The following is a 22,171-nucleotide window of genomic DNA, read 5'->3' on the forward strand; positions in this document are numbered from 1 at the left end:
GGAGGCCCGGATCAGGCGTGCAGGAAGCTGTCGCCGTGCGTCGCGATGTGGTTCTCCACCGCCTGCAGGGCCTGCTGTGTCGCCTGCGGAGAGCCGCTGCCGCGCCGCTCCGCCAGGTATGCGGCGCCCAGCTTCTTCAACAGGTCGCCGCCGGCGCGCTGTGCCTGCACGTCGTCGATCTTCTGCTTGCCCTGTGTGAGCCCTCGCTGTGCCTGCTCTTTGGCGCGGTCCAGAAAGCCTGCCATGCCGATTCCCGTCCTCGTACGTCGAAGCCTCAGCCGAAGCGTCCATCGAAGCATCGGTCACAGTGCCCAACGTTTGACCAGATCTTGAAGTTCCCCACCGGCACAACCGTGCACTGTTCGACCGGCTGACGAAAACCGCTCACCCAGTGCCCACTCCGTCGGTGATCCATTCCCCCTCATTCGTGTAATAGCACCAGCACGCTCCGTGATGAAAGGCTTGTCCTTGCAGATCAGTGCACAACGGGAGGGCAATTTTCATGTCGGTAGGCGAAGAGGTCCGCGCGGGTCAGGGCAAGCCGCAGCAGAGTCTCGGCACATCCGCCGCGCGGAACCTGGCCACCACCACCAAGTCCGCGCCCCAGATGCAGGAGATCAGCTCACGCTGGCTGCTGCGGATGCTTCCTTGGGTGAACGTACAAGGTGGCACGTACCGCGTGAACCGGCGGCTCAGCTACTCCGTGGGCGACGGCCGCGTGACATTCGTGAAGACCGGTGACCGCGTCCAGGTCATCCCCGCAGAGCTCGGCGAACTGCCCGTGCTGCGGTCGTACGAGGATCAGGAGGTGCTCGGCGAGCTCGCTCAGCGCTGCCAGCAGCGGGAGTTCGCCCCGGGGGAGGTGCTCGTCTCGTTCGGCAGCCCGTCCGACGAGGTGTTCCTGCTCGCGCACGGCAAGGTGGAGAAGACGGGCACGGGTCCCTACGGGGACGACGCGGTCCTCGGCGTCCTCGCCGACGGCGCGTACTTCGGGGAGCAGGCGCTCATCGACCCGGACTCCATCTGGGAGTACACGGCTCGCGCGGTCACCGCGTGCACCGTGCTCACGCTGCCCCGCAACGACTTCGAGCAGGTCGCGGAGCGATCCGAGTCCCTGCGTGACCACCTCCAGTCGCTGCGCGCGATTCCGGAACAGCGTGCCAACAAGTACGGAGAGAGGGAGATCGACCTCGCGGCCGGCCACACCGGAGAGCCGGACATCCCCGGCACCTTCGTGGACTACGACGCGGCGCCGCGCGAGTACGAACTGAGCATCGCCCAGACCGTACTGCGCCTCCACACGCGCGTGGCCGACCTCTACAACCAGCCGATGAACCAGACGGAGCAGCAACTGCGGCTCACCGTGGAGGCGTTGAAGGAGCGCCAGGAGCACGAGCTCATCAACAACCGAGACTTCGGGCTGCTCAACAACTGCGAGTACGAGCAGCGGCTGCAGCCGCACGACGGCGCGCCCGGCCCCGACGACCTCGACGAACTGCTCAGCCGCAGGCGGGGCACCAAGCTACTCCTCGCCCACCCGCGCGCGATCTCCGCGATCGGCCGCGAGCTCAACAGGCGCGGACTCGTGCCGGAGACCATCGAGATGGCCGGCAACCGTATCCCGACCTGGCGCGGGGTGCCGATCTTCCCGTGCAACAAGATCCCGGTCAGCGACGCTCGTACGACCTCGATCATCGCCCTGCGTACCGGCGAGGCCGAACAAGGGGTCGTCGGACTCCAGCAGGCCGGTATCCCGGACGAGATCGAGCCGAGCCTGTCGGTGCGCTTCATGGGCATCAACGAACAGGCGATCATCTCCTACCTGGTGACGGCGTACTACTCGGCCGCGGTGCTCGTGCCCGACGCCCTGGGAATCCTGGAGAACGTCGAGATCGGCCGCTGGCGGTGACGCCCCCCACGCCGGGTGTTGTGTCTCCGCCCGGCCCGCCGGGTAGACCCGGTAGACCGGCGGCGCAGCAGAGTCCGGCCGAGAGTTTCGACAGGCGGAGTCCCATCGGGAGGCCCATGGAGGAGCAGGTGCGGCCGAGTCCGCGGCCGGGGTCACCCCGTTCGGGCGAGGCCGAGAGCGGGGGAGGGCAGGAAGCGGCGGTGATTCTGGAGCGTGCCCGCGCGTCCGTCGACCCCGAGCTGCGCAGAGCCGTCGATTCGCTGCCCGGCTCCATACGCCGGATCGCGCTCTACCACTTCGGCTGGGAGCACGCGGACGGCACGCCCGCGGCGGGCAACGCGGGCAAGGCGATCAGGCCCGCGCTCGTGCTCGCTGCGGTCCGGGCGCTCGGCGGACAGCACGCGAGCGCCGTACGGGCGGCCGCCGCGGTGGAGTTGATCCACAACTTCACGCTGCTGCACGACGACGTGATGGACCGGGACACCACCCGCAGGCACCGGCCCACCGCCTGGACCGTGTTCGGCGACGCCGACGCGATCCTCGCGGGGGACGCCCTGCAGGCGCTGGCTCAACGGCTGCTCGCCGAGGACCCGCACCCGGCGTCCTCGGCGGCCGCCGCCCGGCTCGCGTCCTGTGTCGTCGAGCTGTGCGAGGGGCAGCACGCGGACACCGCCATGGAGAAGCGCGGCCCCGACGAGGTCACCCTCGACGAGTGTCTCGCCATGGCGGAGGCCAAGACGGGCGCTTTGCTCGGCTGTGCCTGCGCGCTGGGTGCGCTGTATGCGGGGGCGGGGGACGAGGACGTCGAGGCGCTGGACGCGTTCGGCCGGGAGGCCGGGCTCGCATTTCAGCTGATCGACGATGTGATCGGGATCTGGGGGGATCCCAGTCGCACCGGCAAGGCCGCCGGAGCGGACCTCGTAGCCCGGAAGAAGTCGCTGCCCGTGGTGGCCGCGCTCACCTCCGGTACGGCTGCGGCGGCCGAGCTTGCCTCGCTGTACGGGGTTCCTCACCAGGAAGGGGAGTTGGAGCGTACGGTACTGGCGGTCGAGCGGGCGGGGGGCCGTGACTGGGCGCAGGTCCAGGCGGCCGACCGGATGGCCCGGGCGATGCATGAGCTGTCCCGGGCGGTGCCTGATCCGGAGGCGGCGGGCGGGCTTCTCGCGCTGGCGGAGTTCGTGACGCGGCGCAGCAACTGAGGGCGTCAACGGGGTGGTTGGAGGTACTGGTTGGAGGTACTACCGGTGCCGCTGGTGTCTTCCAGGTCTCCCCATAGTCCATCAGAGTCCCCATAGTCCCTCAGAGTTCCCGGAGTTCCCGGAGTTCCCGGAGTTCCCGGAGTTCCCGGAGTTCCCGGAGTTCCTGGTTTCGTGCGGCACCTGACCTCCGTACGGTTCCGGGCTCCGGGCAGGTCCCGCACATCCCCACGGTGTGCGGGGCCTGTTTTTGCCCTCTCCGCCCCTGCCCGTCCCCTCCCCCCGGGGGGGCTGCTGCCCCGGACCCCCGCCTCGGCCGAAACGGCCCCGTCCTCAAACGCCGGACGGGCTGAAAGCTCCCTGCCCGGCCGGGGATGAAACGCCGGACGGCTAAGAATCCCTCGCCTCCGGCACGATCGTCATCACGATCCGTTCCACCAGGCCGTCCGGGACCGTGACCTCTGGCAGCACGCCCTCCAGGACGCCGGGAAGGGTCAGGTGTTCCAGGAGGAGGCCGAGCATGGCGAGGTAGAGAACTGTGACGGTCTCGTCGCCGCCGGGGAGACCGGCGTTGCGGTGGAACTCCATGCCCTCTTCGAGGTCGCCGCGAATCGACTTGGTGTACGAGGCGCGCAGGGCGGGGCGGCGGGTGGCCTCCAGGCGCATTTCGAAGAGGGCGAGATAGCCGGTGCGGTCGCGGGTGGCGCGGGCCAGCAGGTCGCGCATGAAGGCCAGGACCAGTGAGCGGTCCTTCGGGGCCTTCAGCAGTTCGGCGAGCACGGACGGGTCGGGGGCCAGACGCTGGTGGAGGTGGGCGTCGACCTGGCTCAGCAGGTCGTCGCGGTCGCTGAAGTAGTTCGACGAGGTGCCCACCGGCACGCCGGCCCCCGCGTCCACCGCGCGAAAGGTCAGGCCGCGTGCGCCCTCGCGTGCCAGCACCTCCACGGCCGCGTCGACGAGCGCCGCCCTGCGCTCAGGGTTCCTTGCCATCGGTGCTTCCTCCGGACATCTCAGAGATCGTTGGCCGCTGGGATCACTGGGGACCGTTGCGGCGGCAGAATAAATCCTTGTAACCACTACATCTGAAGTACTATAACTGAAGTGGTTCGAGGGTGGCCGCAGGAGTCGCCGCGAACGTCGCCAAGGAAAAGAGACCCGCTTGCGCAAGCTCACGTACTTCATCGCCTGTTCGATCGACGGTTTCATCGGAGGCCCGGACGGCGACGCACAGTCCTTCATGCCGTTCGTCGACGAGGAGTTCTTCGAGGACTTTCTGAAAGCGGAGTATCCGGAGACCCTGCCGACCCACGGCCGTCGTCCGCTCGGCATCGACGACCTGGAGAACCGGAGGTTCGACACGATCATCCAGGGCCGCGCAAGCTACGACATCGCACTGGAACTCGGCGTCACCAGCCCGTACGCGCATCTGCGCGAGTACGTCGCCTCGCGCAGCCTCAAGGAGTCTCCCGACCCGCATGTCGAGATCATCGCGGACGACGTCGTCGGGAGGGTTCGGGAACTCAAGGCCGAGGACGGCGAGTTCGGCATCTATCTGTGCGGCGGCTCGCGGCTCGCGGGCGCGCTGGTCGACGAGGTGGATGAGCTGGTCATCAAGACGTACCCGGTGGTGCTGGGCTCCGGCATGCCGATGTTCGGCTCCGGGTTCGACGTGCGCGAGTACGCGCTCGACCAGGTCCGCGTGTTCAAGAACGGGGTGATGGTGAGGACGTACAGCAGGAAGCGCTGAACGCCCTTCCGCAATACCCTGAAGACATGGGCACCGATGAGTACGTTTGTTCCGCTTGCGGGCAGCCGGTCGCCACGGTCGTGAAGAGGCACAAGACCCTGGGCGCGTGGGTTCCCGTGTGGGTACCCGGACCTTGCCGGAACCCCGAATGCAAGGCGTATGCCGACGAAGCCGAGGAGGAGCCCCGGGCCGCTGTTCGGTCCGAGGATCCCGTGACGAAAAAAGCCTGACCGAGTCCGCGTGGCCGTGTAGAGAAACGCGGGGCGGCTCCGACGTCTCCTGCGAGAGCCGCCCGGCACGGGCGGTCCGAACCGAGGAAACCGAAGGAGCGGACTCATGAAGTACCTGGTGATGGTGCAGGGAACGCAGGCCGACTACGAGGGTATGCGGGGCAACCCCTCCCCCGGGTCCCCGGTCTGGAGCGAGCAGGAGCTCCAGACCATGTACGCCTTCATGGGCGCGATCAACAATGACCTCTCCGAGTCAGGGGAGCTGCTGGACGCGCAAGGTCTGGCCGAGCCTGCCCAGACCCGGCTGGTCGCGGCCGACAAGGACGGCAAGCCCGTCATCACCGATGGGCCGTACAGCGAGACCAAGGAGCTGATGGCCGGCTTCTGGATCCTGGAGTGCGAGAGCCTGGAGCGGGTCACGGAGATCGCCGCGCGCGTCGCCCAGTGCCCCGTTCCCGAGGGAGCCACCGACTACCCGGTGGTCATCCGGCAGATCATGAGCGGCGACGGGGACATCTGAGCCGTATGGGTCAGCTGAGCCGTACGACCGAGGTCGAGGGCCTGCTGCGCAGACACGCGCCGGGGGCTCTCGGCGCGCTTCTGCGGAGATACGGGCATTTCGACGCTGCCGAGGACGCCGTACAGGAGGCGCTGCTCGCGGCGGCCGGACAGTGGGCCCGCGACGGCGTGCCCGACAACCCGCGAGGCTGGCTGATCAAGGTTGCCTCGCGGCGGCTGACGGATGCCCTGCGCAGTGAGGGTGCGCGGCGGTTGCGGGAGGAGAGGGCCGCGGCGCTCACGCCCCGGGACGAGTTCCTGGCGCCGCCGCCGGGAGCGGCCCGGGCGCCGAGCGAGGACGACACGCTCTCCCTCCTCTTCCTCTGCTGCCACCCGGAGTTGACCCCGCCCGGCCAGATCGCGCTCACCCTGCGGGCCGTCGGCGGCCTGACGACGGCGGAGATCGCCCGCGCCTCGCTCGTACCCGAGGCGACGATGGCCCAGCGCATCAGCCGGGCGAAGCAACGGGTGCGCGGGACGAGGTTCGGGCGTCCGGACAACTGGGAGGAACGGCTGCCCGCCGTTCTCCACACGCTGTACCTGATCTTCAACGAGGGCTATACGGCGACCTCAGGAGCGGCCCTTCAGCGCGCCGAACTCGCCGGCGAGGCCATCCGGTTGATCCGCACGGTCCGCCGGCTCCTCCCCGAGGACCGTGAGGTGGCGGGGCTGCTGGCGCTGATGCTGCTGACCGACGCCCGGCGCGCCGCGCGTACCGGTCCGCACGGTGAACTGGTCCCGCTCGACGAGCAGGACCGCGGTCGGTGGGACAAGGCGGCGGTCGAGGAGGGCGTGGCGCTGGTGACCGAGGCCTTGTCAGTGTCGCGGGAGAGGGCGGGGCCGTATCAGCTGCGGGCGGCCATCGCCGCCGTTCACGACGAGGCGCCGTCGGCGGACGCCACGGACTGGCGCGAGATCCTCGGCCTGTACGACATCCTGGTCCGCCGGGTCCCCGGGCCCGTCGAGCGTCTCAACCGTGTGGTGGCGGTGGCCATGGTGCACGGGCCTGGGAGGGGACTTGCCGAACTGGAAGGGCTGGCGGGTGAGTCGGCGCTCGGGCACCGGCTCGACGCCGTCCGCGGTCACCTGCTGGAGCGCGCGGGGGACACGTCGGGGGCTCGTGCCGCCTACGAGTCGGCGGCCGGGAAGACCCTCAGCCTTCCCGAGCAGCGCTACTTGCAGGTGCGGGCCGCCCGTCTGGGACCGTAGCGTTCGGGTATGGCTGACGAACCCCTCCTTCACCTCACCGAGCGTTCCCTCTGGGACGCGGCGCGTGCGTCCGGCGCGTACGAGATGTCCACCCGTGGCCGGACCCTCCAGGAGGTGGGCTTCATCCACTGCTCCCTGCGACACCAACTCCCGGCAGTGGCCGCCTTCGTGTACGGCTCGTACGCCGGGCCCGACGAACTGGTGGTCCTGGTGATCGACGCCGAACGCCTGGGCGCCCCCGTGCGCTACGAGGCCATGGAGGCCGGCGGCGAGGAGTTCCCGCACATCTATGGACCGATTCCGGTGGAGGCTGTCGTGGCCGTCGAGGAGTGGCGGCCCGGCGGCTGACGGCCGGGACTGTCCGGCCGATCACGGTGGCGACACGACGTCCTAACGCAGGCCGCCCGTTTCGGGGTCGCGGGGTGTCAGGCAGTAGGGGCCGCCCGAGGGGTCCCGCATCACCGCCCAGCGGGCGCCCCGGCCGAGGAGAGTGGCGCCGAGGAGCTCGTGGCGGATACGGACCGCGTCGATGTCGGAGCAGGCGATGTCGATGTGGGCGGAGGTGGGGCGGGCGGAGCCGAGGCGTTGCAGGAGGATGCGGACCGGGAGCTCGGCGGGCGGTCTGACCACGTGGAACTCCGGGAGCGCGCCCGGGTCGGACTCCCATCCGGTCAGGGCGCTCCAGAAGACGATCTCCGCCTCGTACACGGGGGGCGCCAGGTCGATGCACACCTGGTCGACACGGCTGGTGACACCGGACGGTCCCTTGACCACCGGGGGCCGCGTCGACTCCCCCTGCCACGGCACCGCGCAGAACAACTGCCCACCGGGGGACCGCAGTACGGCCCACTCTCCGTGGTCCGCGACGGTCTCGGCGCCCAGTCGCAGCGCCGCCTCCACCAGCGCGCGTACGTCCTCGACGGCGAGGTCGAGATGCGCGCCGCCGGCGCCCGGCCCCGACCCCGCGACGCCCTGCGCCTTCACGCACGCGTCGGCCGCCCCCTCGGGCAGCAGGGTCACGAACTCACCCCGGTCGCCGCGCCGTTCTGACAGCTTGGTACGCGTCACCGCGGCCCAGAAGTCGCAGGCCGCCGCGAACTTCTTCATCGGCCGGTCGACAAAGGCGTAGGTCCACCGGATCGGCTCTGTCGGCCGGCTCGGCTCCGTCATGGTGTCTTCTCTCCGATCAGGCCGTGCAACGACGTTTTCACGCGCGCGACGAACGCGTCCCGCGCGGTGGGGGAGAGGGTGTCCAGGGACAGGTACGGGTTGAGATCCTCCAGCTCGACGAGGAGGAGCTCACCGCCGGGTGCCCGGCAGGCGTCCACGCGCTGGATTCCGTACGCGATGTCGTTCCAGTCGACGAACCGCTGCGCGAACTCCCGGTCCCGCTCGGTCGGTTCGTAGGGTTCCAGGGCCCACCGCTCGTCGGGGCGGGGCGCGTACAGGGCGTACTGGAGGGTGTGGTCCACGAAGTAGAAGGACACCTCGTAGGCGAAGTCGACGCGTGGCTGGACGAGGACGTCGCCGTACGCCGCCGGGTCGGTGAGCCGTTCCCGGGGCACGAACTCCAGCCCTATGGAGTCCGCGCCCAGCTTCGGCTTCACTACGTACGTGTCGACGTCCCCGAGCCGGCCGAGGTCCTCCACGCGGTCGACGGTGGGAATCACCGGATACCCGGCCGCCGTGAGCTCCACCAGGTATCCCTTGCCCGCCATGTCGCCCTTGCCCGAGAGCTGGTTGTAGACGCGTACACCGTCCGCGACCGCACGCTCGCGGAACGCGTCGTACTGCGCCTGGTAGTTCAGGGCCGGGCCGCTGTTGCGTACGACCACCGCGTCGAAGGCGTTCATCAGCGCGGCCGCGTCCAGCGGGTGGCACACGGCGATGTCGAACTCCTCGCGCAGCCGGGAGGTGAGGAAGATGTCCTCGTCGCAGTACCGGCGGCCCTTGGCGGGATAGGCCAGGTCACTGACGTACAGGATGCTGGGGCGCGCGGACGGCATGGGGTCTCCCGGAGGTGGTGATCAGCCGATGGTAGGCCCCGCGCATCCGGGACCGGGCCGTCCGAGCATCGGTCAGGCCCCGGGAGTGCGTGTGTTGAAGCGGAGGAGGTTGCCCGCCGGGTCGCGGAAGGCGCAGTCGCGGACGCCGTAGGGCTGGTCCATCGGTTCCTGGAGGACTTCGGCGCCGGAGGCCTGGACGCGGGCGAAGAGAGCGTCGCAGTCCGGCGTCGAGAAGATCACGCCGCGCAGCATGCCCTTGGCCAGGAGTTCGGCCATCGCCTGCTTGTCGGCGGGGGACGCGTTCGGGTCGGCCGCGGGGGGCTCAAGGACGATCTCCACGTCCGGCTGCAGCGGCGAACCGACGGTGACCCAGCGCATTCCCTCGAATCCGACGTCGTTACGGACCTCCAGACCAAGGACGTCACGGTAGAACGCGAGCGCCTTGTCGTGGTCGTCCACGGCGATGAAGCACTGGGACAGTTTCAGGTCATGTACGGGTCCAGTCATGGGGGCCAGGCTAGAGGCGTGTGCCCGGTTCTGCCTCCGGATTGCGGTGGCGGGCCGGGCGGGTGAGGCGCTGGGCCACGCAGGACGGGATCGGGGCGCCGTGCTCGTGCGGTCGCGCCCGGTACGCGCTCGGCGTCTCGCCGACCAGCTCCGTGAAACGGGAGCTGAACGAACCGAGCGACGTACAGCCCACGGCGAAGCAGACCTCCGTGACCGTCAGCTCGCCGCGGCGCAGGAGGGCCTTCGCGCGCTCGATCCTGCGGGTCATCAGATAGGTGTACGGAGTCTCACCGAAGGCGGCCCGGAAGCTCCGCTGGAAATGGCCGGGCGACATCAGCGCGGTGCGCGCGAGCTCCGCCATCTCCAGCGGCTCCGCGTACTCCCGGTCCATCCGGTCCCGGGCCCGGCGCAGCCGGACCAGATCCTCCACCACAGTCACGGCACCAGGATGGCACGGGGGACTGACACGGGGGCGGCGTCGAAGGGATCTGTACGGTCGTGGTCATGCTCACGCCTGTGGCACAGGACCAGCGAGATGGCGTCCCTGCCGAGCTCATTGCACCGCTGGAAACAGGTCGAAGCCTTCGCCTGTCGCATTGGTTGGCGAGGTGTTCCGCTCCACAGGGACGACACGAAGGATTTCACCGGGCCGCACGACCGCGATCGCCACGGGCGACGAAAGGCCTTTCTCGAATGAGGTGTGCGCGGTGCGCGTGGGCGCCGTCCCGGGGGTGTACTGCTGTTTCTCGATACGCTCGATACGAAGGTGGCCGACCGTTCCGCTCACCAGGAGTTCGTAGACACGGATGAGTTCGCCGTCGTCCTCGTATCCGCTACGGCCGGTGGAAAGCCTGGATTCGGAGTCGGACACCACCGCCAGAATCGCGTTGGACAGGACCTGCCCGGATGTGGGGGCCTGCGTCGGATCGAAGCCGGTGATGCCTCCCGAGAGGTGCTCCGTATCTGTCCAGCGCAGGTTCGAGTCCTTGGTGGAGTAGTACAGCTCGCTCGCGACGAACCCGTCGCTCCTGCGGTGCAGGAGGAGGACGAATCCGAGATCGCCGTCGGTCCAGACGTCAGCGACTGCAGGACCGTCACTGAGGTCCAGGGCCTGTCGGTCCATGCCCTTGACGTCCGGGGCATGGGGTCCTCGTTCGAGAGCCGCCTTCGCGATGTCTGACATCGGTTTTTTCATTCTCAGCCTTGATGAATTCCTTCAGGGCACGGTCCTGGTCACGGCCGCAGCCCAGGCCTGGTGCACCGTCCCGGCGGCAGCAGAGGGGGCCCGGCCGGTTCTCCGGCCGAGCCCCTTCCGTACGCATTGATCGCGCTGACCCGCGAGGGTGCACCGCTCGCCGGTCATGGTGAACTGACGTGGTGCCAGGTCTTTTGAACTGGCGTGACGTCAGGCCTTCTTGGTCTCCCAGAAGATCTTGTCGATCTGGGCGATGTAGTCCAGCGCCTTCTGGCCCGTCGCCGGGTCGGTGGACGCCTTGGCGGCCGAGAGGGCCTTCAGGGTGTCGTTGACGAGCTGGTGCAGCTCCGGGTACTTCTCGAAGTGCGGGGGCTTGAAGTAGTCGCTCCAGAGCACCGAGACGTGGTGCTTGGCGAGCTCGGCGCGCTGCTCCTTGATGACGATGGCGCGCGCCTGGAAGTGCGGATCGTCGTTGGCGGCCATCTTTTCCTGCACGGCCTTCACCGAGTCCGCCTCGATGCGGGCCTGAGCGGGGTCGTACACACCGCAGGGCAGGTCGCAGTGCGCGCTGACCTTGACCTTGGGGGCAAACAGGCGGGAGAGCATGCTGCTGTCCTTCCTCGTGATCGTCTTCTCAGGTGGGACATTACTCCGTAGGAGACGGGTTTTCGCGAGTGCCCCCATGGGCTTAGGACAAAAGTCCAGGGTGAGACTGGGACTCGTGGAGGATAGGACCGGGGAGGTGCCGGTGATGCCGGAGCTGTCGCAGGAGACCGAGCGTGGGAGGGCCCTTCTGCCGTTTGGGGCGGCGGAGGTGACGGGGCCGTCCATGGTGCCCACGCTGCGTCACGGGGATCGGCTCGTCGTGCAGTACGGGGCGCGGGTGGGGCCCGGGGACGTCGTCGTACTGCGGCATCCGTTCCAGCAGGATCTGCTGGTGGTGAAGCGGGTCGCGGAGCGGCGTGAGGGCGGGTGGTGGGTGCTCGGCGACAACGCGTACGCCGGCGGGGACAGTACCGACTACGGCGCCGTGCCCGAGGAGCTCATTCTCGGGAAGGTGCGATTCCGGTACCGCCCGTTGTGCAGGGATCAGCGGTCGCCGTTCGCGCTGGCGCGCTGGCTGCTCGGCGCCGCCAGGCCCGTGCTGTCCGACCGGTCCGCCTCCAGGCGCTTGCGGGCGCGGTAGGCGGCCACGTTGGCGCGGGTCGCGCAGCGGTCCGAGCAGTAGCGCCGTGAGCGGTTGGTGGAGGTGTCCAGGTAGGCGTTGCGGCAGGGCGCTGCCTCGCACAGGCCCAGGCGGTCGACGCCGTACTCCGTCAGGTGGAAGGCCAGGCCCATCGCCGCGATCGCCGCGTAGCCCGCGGTCGCGTTCGACGGGTGGTCCGCCAGGTGCATGTGCCACAGCGGGCGCCCGTCGTCGTCCCGGTAGTCGTGCCCGGAGATCTGCGGGCTCACCGGGAACTCCAGCAGGAGTGAGTTCAGCAGGTCCACGGCCAGGGTCTCGTTGCCGCCGTCGGCCGCCTCGAAGACCGCGCGCAGCCGGGCCCGCACGGAGCGGAAGCGGGTGACGTCCGCGTCCGTGGTCCGGCGGGCCGCCGAGGAGTTGCCTCCGAAGAGGTCACGGACGGCGTCCACCGAGGTGAGCGAGTCCTTGCCCCGGAGCGGCTCCTCGCTGTTGACGAGGCGGACCGCGTAATCCGAGTAATAGGCCAGTTCCACTTGTAGTCCTTACGAGGGCGCTCTATCGTCGTGGATGCGGACAAGTAACAGATGACTGCGCTTCAAGGGTATTACGGGCACTGCCCGGTATCACGTGGCCGAGCGAAGGGGCTTTCATGACCACCACCACCGGAACCGACTGGGGAGCCTGGCAGGAGAGCTGGGACCGGCAGCAGGAGTGGTACATGCCGGACCGCGAGGAGCGCTTCCGGGTGATGCTCGACATGGTGGAGGCCCTGGTCGGACCCGCGCCGCGCGTCCTCGACCTGGCCTGCGGCACCGGAACCATCACCGCCCGGCTGTTCGACCGCCTCCCCGGCGCCACCAGCACCGGCGTCGACCTCGACCCCGCGCTGCTCACCATCGCCGAGGGCACCTTCGCGGGCGACGACCGGGTCACCTTCGTCACTGCCGACCTCAAGGATCCCCAGTGGCCCGCCCGGCTGCCGTACGACTCGTACGACGCCGTCCTGACCGCGACGGCCCTGCACTGGCTGCACAGCGAACCCCTCGCGGCCCTCTACGGTCAGATCGCGGAACTCGTCCGCGACGGCGGTGTCTTCATGAACGCCGACCACATGATCGACGAGACGACGCCCCGGATCAACGCGGCGGACCGCGCGCAGCGGCACGCCCGTATGGATCAGGCCAAGGTGAAAGGTGTCCTCGACTGGGCCGAATGGTGGAAGCTGGCCGCCCAGGACCCCGTCCTGGCCGCGCCGACCGCCCGCCGTTTCGAGATCTACGGCGAGCACGCCGACGGCGAGACGCCTTCCCCCGACTGGCACGCCCGCGTACTGCGCGAGAAGGGCTTCGGAGAGGCCCGCCCCGTGTGGCGCTCACCGTCCGACGCGCTGGTGCTCGCGGTCAAGTAGTCACTCCGGTACGGGGATTCAGGCGGAGACTCTCAAGTGGCCACTGCGGTAAGGATATTCACGGAGAGACTCAAGTAGTCACTCCGGTACGGCGATTCACGGAGCGCCTCAAGTGGCCACTCCCGTACGGAGACTCGCGACGGTTCATGGAGAGGGGCGGTACGGATATCCCGTACCGCCCCTCTCCATCCGTACCGCTACAGCACCTTCGACAGGAACGACTGCGTCCGCTCGTGCTGTGGATTCGTCAGTACGTCGCGGGGGTTGCCGGCCTCGACCACCACACCGCCGTCCATGAAGACCAGGGAGTCGCCCACCTCACGGGCGAAGCCCATCTCGTGGGTGACGACGATCATCGTCATGCCCGACTCGGCGAGGTCGCGCATGACGTCGAGGACGTCACCGACGAGCTCCGGGTCGAGCGCCGAGGTGGGCTCGTCGAAGAGCATCAGCTTGGGGTCCATCGCCAACGCGCGGGCGATGGCGACACGTTGCTGCTGGCCGCCGGAGAGCTGCGAGGGGTAGGTCTTCGCCTTGTCGGCAAGGCCCACGCGCTCCAGGAGCTGGCCCGCGCGCTCCCGCGCCTGGGTCCTGCTGACACCCCTGACCTGGACCGGCGCCTCCATGACGTTCTCGAGCGCAGTCATGTGCGGGAACAGGTTGAAGCGCTGGAACACCATGCCGATGTCCCGCCGCTTCAGCGCGACTTCGCTGTCCTTGAGCTCGTACAGCTTGTCGCCCTTCTGGCGATAGCCGACCAGTTCACCGTCGACGGACAGGCGCCCCGCGTTGATCTTCTCCAGGTGGTTGATGCACCGCAGGAAGGTCGACTTGCCGGAGCCGGAAGGGCCGATGAGGCAGAAGACTTCGCCGGACTTCACCTCGAGGTCGATGCCCTTGAGGACCTCGACCGGACCGAAGGACTTGTGGACGCCCTCGGACTTGACCATGGGGGTGCCACTGGAGTCCGCCTTGCTCAGCTTCTCGGTCATGCCGTGGCTCCCTTCCGGCTCGACAGCGAGAGCACGTTCGCCCTGATCTTCTGCCACGGGGTGGGCGGCAGGCTGCGGCTGGAGCCGCGGGCGTAGTAACGCTCAAGGTAGTACTGGCCGACGCTGAACACCGAGGTCAACAGCAGGTACCAGGCCGCGGCGAGGAACAGCATCTCCGCCGGGGCGCCGGATGTCTGGCCGATGTCCTGGGCGACGCGGAGCAGTTCTGAGTACTGGATCACCGAGACCAACGAGGTCGTCTTGAGCATGTTGATGACTTCGTTGCCCGTAGGCGGCACGATCACGCGCATCGCCTGAGGGATCACGATCCGGCGCAGGGTCCTGCTGTGGCTCATGCCCAGAGCATGGCTGGCCTCGGTCTGGCCGTCGTCGACCGAGAGGAGGCCGGCGCGGCAGATCTCCGCCATGTATGCGGCCTCGTTCAGGCCCAGGCCCAGCAGCGCCGTCAGTAGCGGCGTCATGAAGCTGGACCAGTAGTCCTTGTAGATCGGGCCGAGGTTGATGTACTCGAACACCAGGCCGAGGTTGAACCAGACGATGAGCTGAACCAGGACAGGCGTACCGCGGAAGAACCAGATGTAGAACCACGCAATGGACGACGTCACCGGGTTTTTCGACAGGCGCATCACCGCTAGCAGGATGCCGCCGACGACGCCGATCAGCATGGCCAGCACGGTCAGCATGAGCGTCTTGCCCACACCACCGAGGACGCGGTCGTTGAAGAAGTAGTCGGGGATGGCGCCCCAGTTGATCTTGCCTTGCGAGAACGCGTAGATGATCGACGCCAGGAGGCCGATCGCGATCACCGCAGATAGATACCGCCCGTAGTGCCGGACCGGGATGGCCTTGATGGCCTCCGGTCCGGCCGGGGGAGTGCCCTCGGGGCCGGTCGGCTTGTCGATGTCAACAGTCACGGATGTTGCCTTTCAGTGCCGCTGGTCGCGCGGTCACTTGCCACCGTTGATGGTGGCTTCCTTGACGGCGCCGGCCTCGACGCCCCACTTCGCGATGATCTTGTCGTACTCGCCGTTCTTGATGATGGCGTCGAGCGCGGCCTTCAGGGCGTCCCGCAGCTCGGTGCTGGACTTGGCGACCGCGATGCCGTACGGGGCGGCCTCGACCTGCTCGCCGACGAGCTCGAAGTCATTGCCGCCGCCCGAGGTCTTCACGGCGTACGCGGCGACCGGGAAGTCGGAGGAGCCGGCGTCGGCGCCACCGGCGCGCACGCGGGTCTGGGCCTGCTGGTCGTTGTCGTAGGACTCGATGGAGATCGTCTTGCCGCCCGTGCACTTCTTGGCCTCGGCCTTGGCGAGATCCTCCGACACCGTGCCGCGCTGCACGGCGATCTTCTTGCCGCACAGGTCGGACCAGGTCTTGATCCCCTGGTCGTTGCCCTTCTTGGTGTAGATCGAGACACCCGCGGTGAAGTAGTCAACGAAGTCGACGCCCTCGCCGACCTTCTTGCCGGTCTCGGAGTCGACACCGTCCTGGCGGTCCTTGGTGTCGGTCATCGCGGACATGGCGATGTCGTACCGCTTGGAGCGCAGGCCCGTGATCAGGGTGTCGAAGGTGCCGTTCTCGAACTCGAACGTCACCCCGAGCTGCTTGCCCATCGCGGCCGCGAGGTCGGGGTCGATACCGACCGTCTTGCCGGAGTCGTCCTTGAACTCGACCGGCGCGTACGCGATGTCGGAGCCGACCTTGATGACGCCCGCATCGCGGATTGGCGTGGGCAGCTTGTCGGCCAGCGGTGCCGAACTCGTTGCCGTGCTGTCCGAGCCGGTGTCCTTCGTCTGGTCGCCGCAGCCGGCGAGCAGCAGGGCACCCGCGACCGCGATCGCGCCGACCGCAGCTGTCCGGGAGCGCATGGCGGTCGTACGACGGGTGGAGCTTGCGGTCATGTTGGGTCCTCCGGCGGATGAGTGAGGTGCCGATGGGTCGACGAGAACACACACCTTCGGGTGTCGCGACCTTGTGTGATTACGGCATCTTGCCATTCGGACGTTGTCATTCAGACGACCAGCCATGTCAAAATCGGATAACGGGTGGCCCCCGAACCGCCCCAGGCCGGTACAACGAGGCCGGATCTTGTGCGGGAACCGATCCTTCCGACCGGAAGATGTTCGGCATATCAACAGGATCCGAGCGGCACCCGCTCCGGCATATGCGGCGCGATGTGGGCAAATCCTGCACTTGTCCACACTTGTCTACACTTCTCCACGTATTCGACTATGAGTCATGTCGCCGACGTGTGACCTTCCCGCCATGCACTCGCCGTCCAAGCCGTCCGTCCGGTAGGAAGGTTCTTTACACCCCTCATCCGGGGCTCAGGGCGCGTGTGCGGCGCGCCCGTCGCGTATCGCCCGTACGCAACCACGGCGGCTGGGCTTGCGCGGTGCCCGCCCACCCCTCAATCAGGAGTGGTCACCCTCAAAACTTGAAGACTTAAGGGGTAAAACAAAGTGGCAGCGGAGATTGTCAATCCTCGCACCGCGCTCAGTGGTGACAGCGGTGGCAGCAGTGTCAGCAGCATCGACGGCGGTACGGATCAGGAGCGGGCGGGCGAGTCCCTCGGTTCCTTCGATTCCTTCGACCCCGCGTTTGCGCTGCACCGTGGCGGCAAGCTGGCCGTGCAGGCCACCGTGCCCGTCCGTGACAAGGACGACCTTTCCCTCGCGTACACGCCCGGCGTAGCCAAGGTGTGCAGTGCGATCGCCGAGCGGCCGGAGCTCGTCCACGACTACACGTGGAAGTCGTCCGTCGTCGCTGTGGTGACGGACGGTACGGCCGTGCTCGGACTCGGGGACATCGGCCCCGAGGCCTCCCTTCCGGTGATGGAGGGGAAGGCGATCCTCTTCAAGCAGTTCGGCGGGGTCGACGCCGTGCCGATCGCGCTCGCCTGCACCGGCGTCGACGAGATCGTCGAGACGGTGGTCCGGCTGGCGCCCTCCTTCGGGGGAGTGAACCTGGAGGACATCTCGGCACCCCGGTGCTTCGAGATCGAGCGGAAGCTCCAGGAGCGGCTGGACATCCCGGTCTTCCACGACGACCAGCACGGGACCGCCGTCGTGACCCTGGCGGCGCTGCGGAACGCCGCGAAGCTGACCGGCCGGGAGCTGGGTGACCTGCGCGCGGTGATCTCCGGTGCGGGTGCGGCCGGTGTCGCCATCGCCAAGTTCCTGCTCGAGGCCGGGCTCGGGGATGTCGCCGTCACGGACCGCAAGGGTGTCGTCTCCGCGGACCGCGACGACCTGACGGACGTCAAGCGCGAGCTGGCCGCGCTCACCAACAAGGCGGGCATCTCCGGTTCGCTGGAGTCCGCTCTGGCCGGTGCGGACGTCTTCATCGGTGTTTCCGGCGGTACGGTGCCGGAGCCGGCGGTGGCTTCCATGGCCGAGGGCGCGTTCGTGTTCGCCATGGCCAACCCGAACCCCGAGGTGCATCCGGAGATCGCCCACAAGTACGCGGCCGTCGTCGCGACCGGGCGGTCGGACTTCCCGAACCAGATCAACAACGTGCTGGCGTTCCCCGGGATCTTCGCGGGCGCGCTTCAGGTGCGGGCGTCCCGGATCACCGAGGGGATGAAGATCGCGGCGGCCGACGCGCTGGCCGCGGTGGTCGGGGACGACCTTGCCGCGGACTACGTGATTCCCTCGCCGTTCGACGAGCGGGTGGCTCCGGCGGTTACGGCCGCGGTGGCCGCGGCTGCTCGGGCGGAGGGTGTGGCCCGGCGCTGAGGTGTGGAGTGGGTGGCCCCGCCGGGATTTTCCGGCGGGGCCATTTTTTGTGCCCCCGGACGTCGCGGGACGCGTGTCACACGGGGACGTGGTTCCGTCCGGCGGGGGCGGAGCCTATCGTCAAGGTCATGTTCGCTGCCTACGCCGCCCGAATCGACCGTGACCAGCCGCTCAACGGCCTGGAGTTGGGGGAGCGCCCGGCCCCCGAGGAAAGGCCGGGCTGGACGGCTGTGAACGTGCGGGCCGCTTCCCTCAACCATCACGACCTGTGGTCGCTGCGCGGAGTTGGCCTGGCCGAGGACAAGCTGCCGATGATCCTCGGGTGCGACGCCGCCGGGATCGACGAGGACGGCAACGAGGTCGTGCTGCATTCCGTCATCGGGCAGACCGGGCACGGGGTCGGCCACAAGGAGCCCCGATCCATTCTCACCGAGCGCTACCAGGGCACCTTCGCGGAGCGGGTCTCCGTGCCCGCGTGGAACGTGCTGCCGAAGCCCAGGGAGCTGTCGTTCGCGGAGGCCGCCTGTCTGCCCACCGCCTGGCTGACGGCGTATCGGATGCTCTTCACCAACGCGGGCGTGCGCCCCGGCGACTCCGTGCTCGTCCAGGGCGCCGGCGGAGGGGTGGCGACGGCCGCGATCGTGCTGGGGAAGGCCGCGGGGCTGCGGATGTTCGCCACCAGCCGCGACGAGGCCCGGCGGAAGAGGGCCATCGAGCTGGGGGCCGTGGAGGCGGTCGAAACCGGGGCTCGGCTGCCGCAGCGTGTCGACGCCGTCATCGAGACGGTGGGGGCCGCCACCTGGTCGCACTCCATCAAGTCGCTGCGGCCCGGCGGCACGCTGGTCATCTCGGGTGCCACCAGCGGCGACCGGCCCTCGCACGCCGAACTGACCCGCGTCTTCTTCCTTGAGCTCAAGATCGTCGGCTCGACGATGGGCACCAAGGACGAGCTGGAGGACCTGCTGTCGTTCTGCGCCGCCACCGGTGTGCGGCCCGTCATCGATGAGGTGCTGCCGCTCGACCGGGCCCGCGAGGGGTTCGAACGGCTTGAGTCCGGCGACCAGTTCGGGAAGATCGTTCTCACCGTGGACTGACGGTCGCATGCAGGTGGTTTGCGGATGCGGCGGGCTCGGGTTCTCGAGCCCGCCGTTTGCTTCTCGAGCCCGCCGTTTGCGTGTCAACTCTGGTTGACGTGTGTCGTGTGTCAATGTAGGTTGACATCATGACCGAAGCAACGGATCTTGCCGAGCGAGCGGGTGATCGTGATCCGCGTATCGGGCTGCGGGCGGTTTCCGCGCTGCGGAAGCTGTTGGAGCAGTTGGAGGCGGTACAGGTGCGCAGTGCGCGCAATCAGGGCTGGTCGTGGCAGGAGATCGCCGCGGAACTCGGAGTGACCAGGCAGGCCGTGCACAAGAAGTACGGGAGGCAGTGATGTTCGAGCGGTTCACGAAGGACGCGCGGGCCGTGGTCGAGGGGGCGGTCGACCACTGCGAACGGGCGGGGGAGGGGCGGGTCGAGGAAGCGCACATGCTGCTCGCTCTCCTTGACCGGGAAGGCAGCCGGGGATCGTTCGTCCTGGCGTCGCTCGGACTGGTGGGGCGGCGTGGCTCCGTCGTACGGGAACTCGCCGAGGCGCGGCGGCGTGGTGGGCTCTCCCGTGCGGACGCCGACGCTCTCTCGGGGCTCGGTATCGACCTCTCGGAGATCGTTTCCCGGGTGGAGGAGGCGCACGGGGTGGGCGCGTTGGAGTCGGGGCAGCGTGGCGCCGGCGGGCGCCGGTCGCGGCGGCCCGGCTTCGCTCCTGGGGCCAAGGACGTACTCACCCAGTCCCTGCGGATCGCCCTCGCCCATCAGGACCGGCGCATCGGGGACGAGCACCTTCTGATGGCGCTGGCCTCGCGGCCCGGTGTGCCTGCCGAGGTGCTGGCCGACCACGGGGTGACGTACGCGGGGGTCGTGCGGGTGCTGTACGGGGACGGGGGCGGGGAGGCCAAGGCGGGGTGACGTGTGGGCGGGTGGGGGCAGTGATCGCCCCCCTCCGCCCCTGCCCGTCCCGTACTTGACGGCTCCCGCCCCCAGATCCCCGAAATGCCGGACGGGCTAAGGGGCAGCCCTGCGCAATGCCGCTCCGATGTGTGCCGCTGCCGTCGACAAGTGGCGGCGGGTGTCGCGGAGTTGGTCCTCCGTCACCCCGTGGTCGCGGGCTGCGTCGCGGATGTCGTCGCGGAAGCGGTCCAGGAGGCGGTCCAGGTCGCGGGCCGGGTTGCCGGTGGAGTCCTCGTGGGCCCAGGAGGGTTCGTAGCCGGCGGGGAAATCGTCCGGGGTGACCGTGTACACCGGCTCCTTCGTCCCAGTCCCCGGCGCCTCCTTTGTCTCGCCTGTTGCCTTGGCCGATGTGGCCGATGTGGCCGATGTGGCCGATGTGGTCGATGTGGTCGATGTGGCCGACGTGGCCGACGTGGCCGATCCGGTTGCCGTTTCCGTGCGGCCGAAGCCGAAGTCCTTGCCCAGGTCCTTGCCGAAGTTCTTTCCGAACTCGCCGAACTCCTTGGCCAGCTCGGTCAGGCCCTCGCGGACGCCCGTCGGCCAGTCGCCCCGTGCGAAGTGGTCCTGGACCTGGTCCTGGACGTGCTTGGCCATGCGCTGCATCTCTTCCTGGGCCTGGGCCCGGGCCCTCTCCTGGGCCTCCTTGGCCTGGCGGCGGGCACGCTGGGCCTCGTCGCGGGCACGGCGGCTCTCGTCCTTCGCGCGGCGGGCCTGCTCCTTCCACTCCTGCTTGACGCGCCGCATCTCCTCCTTCGCGACCCGCCACGACTCCTTGTCGAGGTTGTCGCCGTAGTCCCCGAACTCACCCCGGGCGGCGTTGTGTTCATGGGGCGCGGAGTCACTCGAACCACCCGTGCCAACCCGCCGGGCCTCCGTGGCCGCCGCCCGCATCTCGCGTCGCAGGTCGCCTGCCGCGCCCCGTACGTCGGCACGGATCTCCGCCGCGAGCTCCGCCACCGACTCGCGGATCTCCAGCTCCAGATCGGCCAGCTCACCGCTGCGGTCGGCCAGTTCGGCGCGGCCCGCGTCCGTGATCGCGTACACCTTGCGACCGCCCTCGGTCGTGTGGGTGACCAGTCCCTCGGTCTCCAGCTTCGCCAGCCGGGGGTAGACGGTGCCCGCCGAGGGGGCGTACAGGCCCTGGAAGCGCTCCTCCAGGAGCCGGATCACCTCATACCCATGGCGCGGCGCCTCGTCCAGCAGCTTGAGGAGGTAGAGACGAAGGCGGCCATGGGCGAATACGGGAGGCATCTCAGAGCACCTTCTTGCTGGTCGGGGCGTCGGTCGGCGCGTCGGCAACGGCCTCGGAGGGGGCTTTTGCCGGGGTCTCGGGGGCGGAGTCCTGGGGGCCCTCAGGTTGCTCGTCCTCCGTGGGCGGCCTGCGCAGCAGGGCGATGGAACCGGAGACGGTCACCGCCTTCAGCTTGCCGTTGCCCGCGCCCAGCCGGCCGGTGATCTTCTTGGCGCCCCACTGTCCGCCGACCCGGAGATCTTCGAAGGTGCTGGAGACACTGCCGCTCGCGGTGTTCGCCTCCACCACCGCGTCCGCCGGGTGCGGGAGCCGGATGGCGATCTCGCCCGAGACGTTCGACAACCGGACGTCCGTCGGAGTGCCCGTGGCATCCAGATCCACGATCATCGAGCCGCTCACGGACTCTGCCCGCACGGAAGAGCCGGAGCCCTCGACGACCGTCAGGTCGCCGGAGACGGAGTTGAAGCGGAGGTCACCGGTGACGGCCTGGGCTTCCAGGTTCCCGGAGACCGTGTCCACACGCACAGGACCGGCGATGCGAACCAGTGTCGTGTCGCCCGTGACGCCCTTCACCTCGACCCGGCCGTCCGTCCCGGAGACCACGGCGGCGGCGCCGACCACGCCCAGCTCGACGCGGGTGCTCGCCGGGACGGCCAGTGAGACCACCGCGCTGCGGCGCCAGCCCTTGCGGTCGAGCCACTTGAGGAAGCCCTTCCAAGGCAGATCCTCGTACGCCACCGTCAGTGTGCCGTCCTGCTGGGTCACCAGGAGCGGCGGGCCCTCCAACTCGGATACTTCGAGCCGGGCGGAACCCTCGTCGGTGCCCACCACGTTCACTGTTCCGTTGACCACGCGCACATGCAGAGCCGTCACGGGGGTGTCGAAGGTCAGCTTGCCGGGCTCTGCGACGGACCACTCAGACATGGTGCGACCTCCTCGACAGGATCGGGACGGGACGCGCCATATCGCGTC

Annotated in this window: 27 protein-coding genes; 13 read left to right on the forward strand and 14 right to left on the reverse strand. The window is 68.8% G+C overall.

Annotated elements, in window-relative coordinates:
- Positions 1 to 11: 11 nt before the first annotated feature.
- Positions 12 to 245 (reverse strand): hypothetical protein, encoded by a 234-nt coding sequence (locus ACFYPC_RS02655; RefSeq protein WP_384382613.1) that lies wholly within the window; start codon positions 243 to 245, stop codon positions 12 to 14.
- 257 nt (positions 246 to 502) lie between these two features.
- Between ACFYPC_RS02655 and ACFYPC_RS02660 the strand changes: the two genes are divergently transcribed.
- Together ACFYPC_RS02660 and ACFYPC_RS02665 are read left to right on the forward strand one after the other, a co-directional pair.
- The gene (locus ACFYPC_RS02660; protein ID WP_388669507.1) at positions 503 to 1,909 is read left to right on the forward strand and encodes a family 2B encapsulin nanocompartment shell protein; all 1,407 of its coding nucleotides are present in this window, start codon (positions 503 to 505) and stop codon (positions 1,907 to 1,909) included.
- A 116-nt stretch (positions 1,910 to 2,025) separates the two neighbouring features.
- Positions 2,026 to 3,108: a family 2 encapsulin nanocompartment cargo protein polyprenyl transferase gene (locus ACFYPC_RS02665; protein ID WP_388669510.1), complete on the forward strand. Its 1,083-nt coding sequence runs from the start codon at positions 2,026 to 2,028 to the stop codon at positions 3,106 to 3,108.
- A 387-nt stretch (positions 3,109 to 3,495) separates the two neighbouring features.
- Here the strand turns inward: ACFYPC_RS02665 and ACFYPC_RS02670 are convergent, their stop codons facing one another.
- Positions 3,496 to 4,095, reverse strand: a complete 600-nt coding sequence (locus ACFYPC_RS02670; protein ID WP_388669513.1) for a TetR/AcrR family transcriptional regulator — start codon at positions 4,093 to 4,095, stop codon at positions 3,496 to 3,498.
- A 169-nt stretch (positions 4,096 to 4,264) separates the two neighbouring features.
- Between ACFYPC_RS02670 and ACFYPC_RS02675 the strand changes: the two genes are divergently transcribed.
- The 5 genes from ACFYPC_RS02675 (at position 4,265) to ACFYPC_RS02695 (ending at position 7,197) form a co-directional block, all read left to right on the forward strand.
- A complete protein-coding gene (locus ACFYPC_RS02675; protein WP_388669515.1) occupies positions 4,265 to 4,852 on the forward strand; it encodes a dihydrofolate reductase family protein in 588 nt (195 codons plus the stop codon).
- A 26-nt stretch (positions 4,853 to 4,878) separates the two neighbouring features.
- On the forward strand, positions 4,879 to 5,082 hold the full coding sequence (locus ACFYPC_RS02680; protein WP_388669518.1) for a hypothetical protein: 204 nt from the start codon (positions 4,879 to 4,881) through the stop codon (positions 5,080 to 5,082).
- Positions 5,083 to 5,188: 106 nt separating this feature from the next.
- On the forward strand, positions 5,189 to 5,602 hold the full coding sequence (locus tag ACFYPC_RS02685) for a YciI family protein (protein WP_388669521.1): 414 nt from the start codon (positions 5,189 to 5,191) through the stop codon (positions 5,600 to 5,602).
- Positions 5,603 to 5,607: 5 nt separating this feature from the next.
- Positions 5,608 to 6,849, forward strand: a complete 1,242-nt coding sequence (locus tag ACFYPC_RS02690) for an RNA polymerase sigma factor (RefSeq protein WP_388669524.1) — start codon at positions 5,608 to 5,610, stop codon at positions 6,847 to 6,849.
- A 9-nt stretch (positions 6,850 to 6,858) separates the two neighbouring features.
- Positions 6,859 to 7,197 (forward strand): DUF952 domain-containing protein, encoded by a 339-nt coding sequence (locus ACFYPC_RS02695; protein ID WP_388669527.1) that lies wholly within the window; start codon positions 6,859 to 6,861, stop codon positions 7,195 to 7,197.
- A 42-nt stretch (positions 7,198 to 7,239) separates the two neighbouring features.
- Here the strand turns inward: ACFYPC_RS02695 and ACFYPC_RS02700 are convergent, their stop codons facing one another.
- The 6 genes from ACFYPC_RS02700 to sodN all read right to left on the reverse strand — a co-directional run bounded on the left by ACFYPC_RS02700 (position 7,240) and on the right by sodN (position 11,163).
- Entirely contained in the window at positions 7,240 to 8,019 is a 780-nt protein-coding gene (locus ACFYPC_RS02700) for a VOC family protein (protein WP_388669530.1), read from the reverse strand.
- Positions 8,016 to 8,855: a hypothetical protein gene (locus ACFYPC_RS02705; RefSeq protein ID WP_388669533.1), complete on the reverse strand. Its 840-nt coding sequence runs from the start codon at positions 8,853 to 8,855 to the stop codon at positions 8,016 to 8,018. Before ACFYPC_RS02705 ends, ACFYPC_RS02700 begins: the two co-directional genes overlap by 4 nt.
- A 72-nt stretch (positions 8,856 to 8,927) precedes the next feature.
- Positions 8,928 to 9,362, reverse strand: a complete 435-nt coding sequence (locus tag ACFYPC_RS02710) for a VOC family protein (RefSeq protein ID WP_388669536.1) — start codon at positions 9,360 to 9,362, stop codon at positions 8,928 to 8,930.
- A 10-nt stretch (positions 9,363 to 9,372) separates the two neighbouring features.
- Positions 9,373 to 9,753, reverse strand: a complete 381-nt coding sequence (locus tag ACFYPC_RS02715) for a helix-turn-helix transcriptional regulator (protein WP_388670036.1) — start codon at positions 9,751 to 9,753, stop codon at positions 9,373 to 9,375.
- A gap of 162 nt (positions 9,754 to 9,915) precedes the next feature.
- Positions 9,916 to 10,545: a hypothetical protein gene (locus ACFYPC_RS02720; protein ID WP_388669539.1), complete on the reverse strand. Its 630-nt coding sequence runs from the start codon at positions 10,543 to 10,545 to the stop codon at positions 9,916 to 9,918.
- A gap of 222 nt (positions 10,546 to 10,767) precedes the next feature.
- Positions 10,768 to 11,163: a superoxide dismutase, Ni gene (sodN, locus tag ACFYPC_RS02725; RefSeq protein WP_388669542.1), complete on the reverse strand. Its 396-nt coding sequence runs from the start codon at positions 11,161 to 11,163 to the stop codon at positions 10,768 to 10,770.
- Positions 11,164 to 11,308: 145 nt separating this feature from the next.
- Here sodN and sodX point away from each other — a divergent pair, with 145 nt between their 5' ends.
- The gene (sodX, locus tag ACFYPC_RS02730) at positions 11,309 to 11,743 is read left to right on the forward strand and encodes a nickel-type superoxide dismutase maturation protease (protein WP_388670039.1); all 435 of its coding nucleotides are present in this window, start codon (positions 11,309 to 11,311) and stop codon (positions 11,741 to 11,743) included.
- Here sodX and ACFYPC_RS02735 read toward each other — a convergent pair.
- Positions 11,647 to 12,276: a CGNR zinc finger domain-containing protein gene (locus ACFYPC_RS02735; protein WP_388669545.1), complete on the reverse strand. Its 630-nt coding sequence runs from the start codon at positions 12,274 to 12,276 to the stop codon at positions 11,647 to 11,649. The two genes, sodX and ACFYPC_RS02735, sit on opposite strands and share 97 nt — an antisense overlap.
- Before the next feature lie 116 nt (positions 12,277 to 12,392).
- Here ACFYPC_RS02735 and ACFYPC_RS02740 point away from each other — a divergent pair, with 116 nt between their 5' ends.
- Positions 12,393 to 13,151: a class I SAM-dependent methyltransferase gene (locus ACFYPC_RS02740; RefSeq protein ID WP_388669548.1), complete on the forward strand. Its 759-nt coding sequence runs from the start codon at positions 12,393 to 12,395 to the stop codon at positions 13,149 to 13,151.
- A gap of 197 nt (positions 13,152 to 13,348) precedes the next feature.
- On the opposite strand, the gene ACFYPC_RS02745 is transcribed toward ACFYPC_RS02740, so the two are convergent.
- Genes ACFYPC_RS02745 through ACFYPC_RS02755 form a run of 3 tightly spaced genes read right to left on the reverse strand, consistent with a single transcriptional unit; the run spans position 13,349 to position 16,065 of the window.
- Entirely contained in the window at positions 13,349 to 14,143 is a 795-nt protein-coding gene (locus ACFYPC_RS02745) for an amino acid ABC transporter ATP-binding protein (RefSeq protein ID WP_388669551.1), read from the reverse strand.
- Positions 14,140 to 15,078 (reverse strand): amino acid ABC transporter permease, encoded by a 939-nt coding sequence (locus ACFYPC_RS02750; RefSeq protein ID WP_388669554.1) that lies wholly within the window; start codon positions 15,076 to 15,078, stop codon positions 14,140 to 14,142. Before ACFYPC_RS02750 ends, ACFYPC_RS02745 begins: the two co-directional genes overlap by 4 nt.
- A gap of 33 nt (positions 15,079 to 15,111) precedes the next feature.
- A complete protein-coding gene (locus ACFYPC_RS02755; protein ID WP_388669557.1) occupies positions 15,112 to 16,065 on the reverse strand; it encodes an ABC transporter substrate-binding protein in 954 nt (317 codons plus the stop codon).
- Positions 16,066 to 16,626: 561 nt separating this feature from the next.
- Here ACFYPC_RS02755 and ACFYPC_RS02760 point away from each other — a divergent pair.
- The 4 genes from ACFYPC_RS02760 (at position 16,627) to ACFYPC_RS02775 (ending at position 19,905) form a co-directional block, all read left to right on the forward strand.
- Entirely contained in the window at positions 16,627 to 17,901 is a 1,275-nt protein-coding gene (locus ACFYPC_RS02760; RefSeq protein ID WP_388669560.1) for an NADP-dependent malic enzyme, read from the forward strand.
- 128 nt (positions 17,902 to 18,029) lie between these two features.
- Complete coding sequence (locus tag ACFYPC_RS02765) at positions 18,030 to 18,995, forward strand: zinc-binding dehydrogenase (protein ID WP_388669563.1); 966 nt, start codon at positions 18,030 to 18,032, stop codon at positions 18,993 to 18,995.
- 128 nt (positions 18,996 to 19,123) lie between these two features.
- A complete protein-coding gene (locus tag ACFYPC_RS02770) occupies positions 19,124 to 19,333 on the forward strand; it encodes a helix-turn-helix domain-containing protein (RefSeq protein ID WP_388669566.1) in 210 nt (69 codons plus the stop codon).
- Positions 19,333 to 19,905, forward strand: coding sequence for a Clp protease N-terminal domain-containing protein (locus tag ACFYPC_RS02775; protein WP_388669568.1), 573 nt, complete (start codon positions 19,333 to 19,335; stop codon positions 19,903 to 19,905). Before ACFYPC_RS02770 ends, ACFYPC_RS02775 begins: the two co-directional genes overlap by 1 nt.
- A 96-nt stretch (positions 19,906 to 20,001) precedes the next feature.
- On the opposite strand, the gene ACFYPC_RS02780 is transcribed toward ACFYPC_RS02775, so the two are convergent.
- Both ACFYPC_RS02780 and ACFYPC_RS02785 read right to left on the reverse strand, forming a co-directional pair.
- Positions 20,002 to 21,198: a helix-turn-helix transcriptional regulator gene (locus tag ACFYPC_RS02780; protein ID WP_388669571.1), complete on the reverse strand. Its 1,197-nt coding sequence runs from the start codon at positions 21,196 to 21,198 to the stop codon at positions 20,002 to 20,004.
- Position 21,199: 1 nt separating this feature from the next.
- Entirely contained in the window at positions 21,200 to 22,123 is a 924-nt protein-coding gene (locus tag ACFYPC_RS02785) for a DUF4097 domain-containing protein (RefSeq protein WP_388669574.1), read from the reverse strand.
- Between the last annotated feature and the right edge of the window lie 48 nt (positions 22,124 to 22,171).

It is taken from the genome of Streptomyces sp. NPDC005808, assembly GCF_042871385.1.
Classification (GTDB): Bacteria; Actinomycetota; Actinomycetes; order Streptomycetales; family Streptomycetaceae; genus Streptomyces.

Excerpts from the sequence above, each read along its gene's own strand:
- ACFYPC_RS02660 (WP_388669507.1), top strand. The coding sequence starts at position 503 with ATGTCGGTAGGCGAAGAGGTCCGCGCGGGTCAGGGCAAGCCGCAGCAG.
- ACFYPC_RS02785 (WP_388669574.1), bottom strand. The coding sequence starts at position 22,123 with ATGTCTGAGTGGTCCGTCGCAGAGCCCGGCAAGCTGACCTTCGACACC.
- ACFYPC_RS02765 (WP_388669563.1), top strand. The coding sequence starts at position 18,030 with ATGTTCGCTGCCTACGCCGCCCGAATCGACCGTGACCAGCCGCTCAAC.
- ACFYPC_RS02655 (WP_384382613.1), bottom strand. The coding sequence starts at position 245 with ATGGCAGGCTTTCTGGACCGCGCCAAAGAGCAGGCACAGCGAGGGCTC.
- ACFYPC_RS02770 (WP_388669566.1), top strand. The coding sequence starts at position 19,124 with ATGACCGAAGCAACGGATCTTGCCGAGCGAGCGGGTGATCGTGATCCG.
- ACFYPC_RS02745 (WP_388669551.1), bottom strand. The coding sequence starts at position 14,143 with ATGACCGAGAAGCTGAGCAAGGCGGACTCCAGTGGCACCCCCATGGTC.
- sodN (WP_388669542.1), bottom strand. The coding sequence starts at position 11,163 with ATGCTCTCCCGCCTGTTTGCCCCCAAGGTCAAGGTCAGCGCGCACTGC.
- ACFYPC_RS02775 (WP_388669568.1), top strand. The coding sequence starts at position 19,333 with ATGTTCGAGCGGTTCACGAAGGACGCGCGGGCCGTGGTCGAGGGGGCG.
- ACFYPC_RS02720 (WP_388669539.1), bottom strand. The coding sequence starts at position 10,545 with ATGTCAGACATCGCGAAGGCGGCTCTCGAACGAGGACCCCATGCCCCG.
- ACFYPC_RS02710 (WP_388669536.1), bottom strand. The coding sequence starts at position 9,362 with ATGACTGGACCCGTACATGACCTGAAACTGTCCCAGTGCTTCATCGCC.
- ACFYPC_RS02715 (WP_388670036.1), bottom strand. The coding sequence starts at position 9,753 with ATGGACCGGGAGTACGCGGAGCCGCTGGAGATGGCGGAGCTCGCGCGC.
- ACFYPC_RS02685 (WP_388669521.1), top strand. The coding sequence starts at position 5,189 with ATGAAGTACCTGGTGATGGTGCAGGGAACGCAGGCCGACTACGAGGGT.
- ACFYPC_RS02665 (WP_388669510.1), top strand. The coding sequence starts at position 2,026 with ATGGAGGAGCAGGTGCGGCCGAGTCCGCGGCCGGGGTCACCCCGTTCG.
- sodX (WP_388670039.1), top strand. The coding sequence starts at position 11,309 with ATGCCGGAGCTGTCGCAGGAGACCGAGCGTGGGAGGGCCCTTCTGCCG.
- ACFYPC_RS02680 (WP_388669518.1), top strand. The coding sequence starts at position 4,879 with ATGGGCACCGATGAGTACGTTTGTTCCGCTTGCGGGCAGCCGGTCGCC.
- ACFYPC_RS02700 (WP_388669530.1), bottom strand. The coding sequence starts at position 8,019 with ATGACGGAGCCGAGCCGGCCGACAGAGCCGATCCGGTGGACCTACGCC.
- ACFYPC_RS02690 (WP_388669524.1), top strand. The coding sequence starts at position 5,608 with ATGGGTCAGCTGAGCCGTACGACCGAGGTCGAGGGCCTGCTGCGCAGA.
- ACFYPC_RS02705 (WP_388669533.1), bottom strand. The coding sequence starts at position 8,855 with ATGCCGTCCGCGCGCCCCAGCATCCTGTACGTCAGTGACCTGGCCTAT.
- ACFYPC_RS02695 (WP_388669527.1), top strand. The coding sequence starts at position 6,859 with ATGGCTGACGAACCCCTCCTTCACCTCACCGAGCGTTCCCTCTGGGAC.
- ACFYPC_RS02740 (WP_388669548.1), top strand. The coding sequence starts at position 12,393 with ATGACCACCACCACCGGAACCGACTGGGGAGCCTGGCAGGAGAGCTGG.
- ACFYPC_RS02670 (WP_388669513.1), bottom strand. The coding sequence starts at position 4,095 with ATGGCAAGGAACCCTGAGCGCAGGGCGGCGCTCGTCGACGCGGCCGTG.
- ACFYPC_RS02755 (WP_388669557.1), bottom strand. The coding sequence starts at position 16,065 with ATGACCGCAAGCTCCACCCGTCGTACGACCGCCATGCGCTCCCGGACA.
- ACFYPC_RS02780 (WP_388669571.1), bottom strand. The coding sequence starts at position 21,198 with ATGCCTCCCGTATTCGCCCATGGCCGCCTTCGTCTCTACCTCCTCAAG.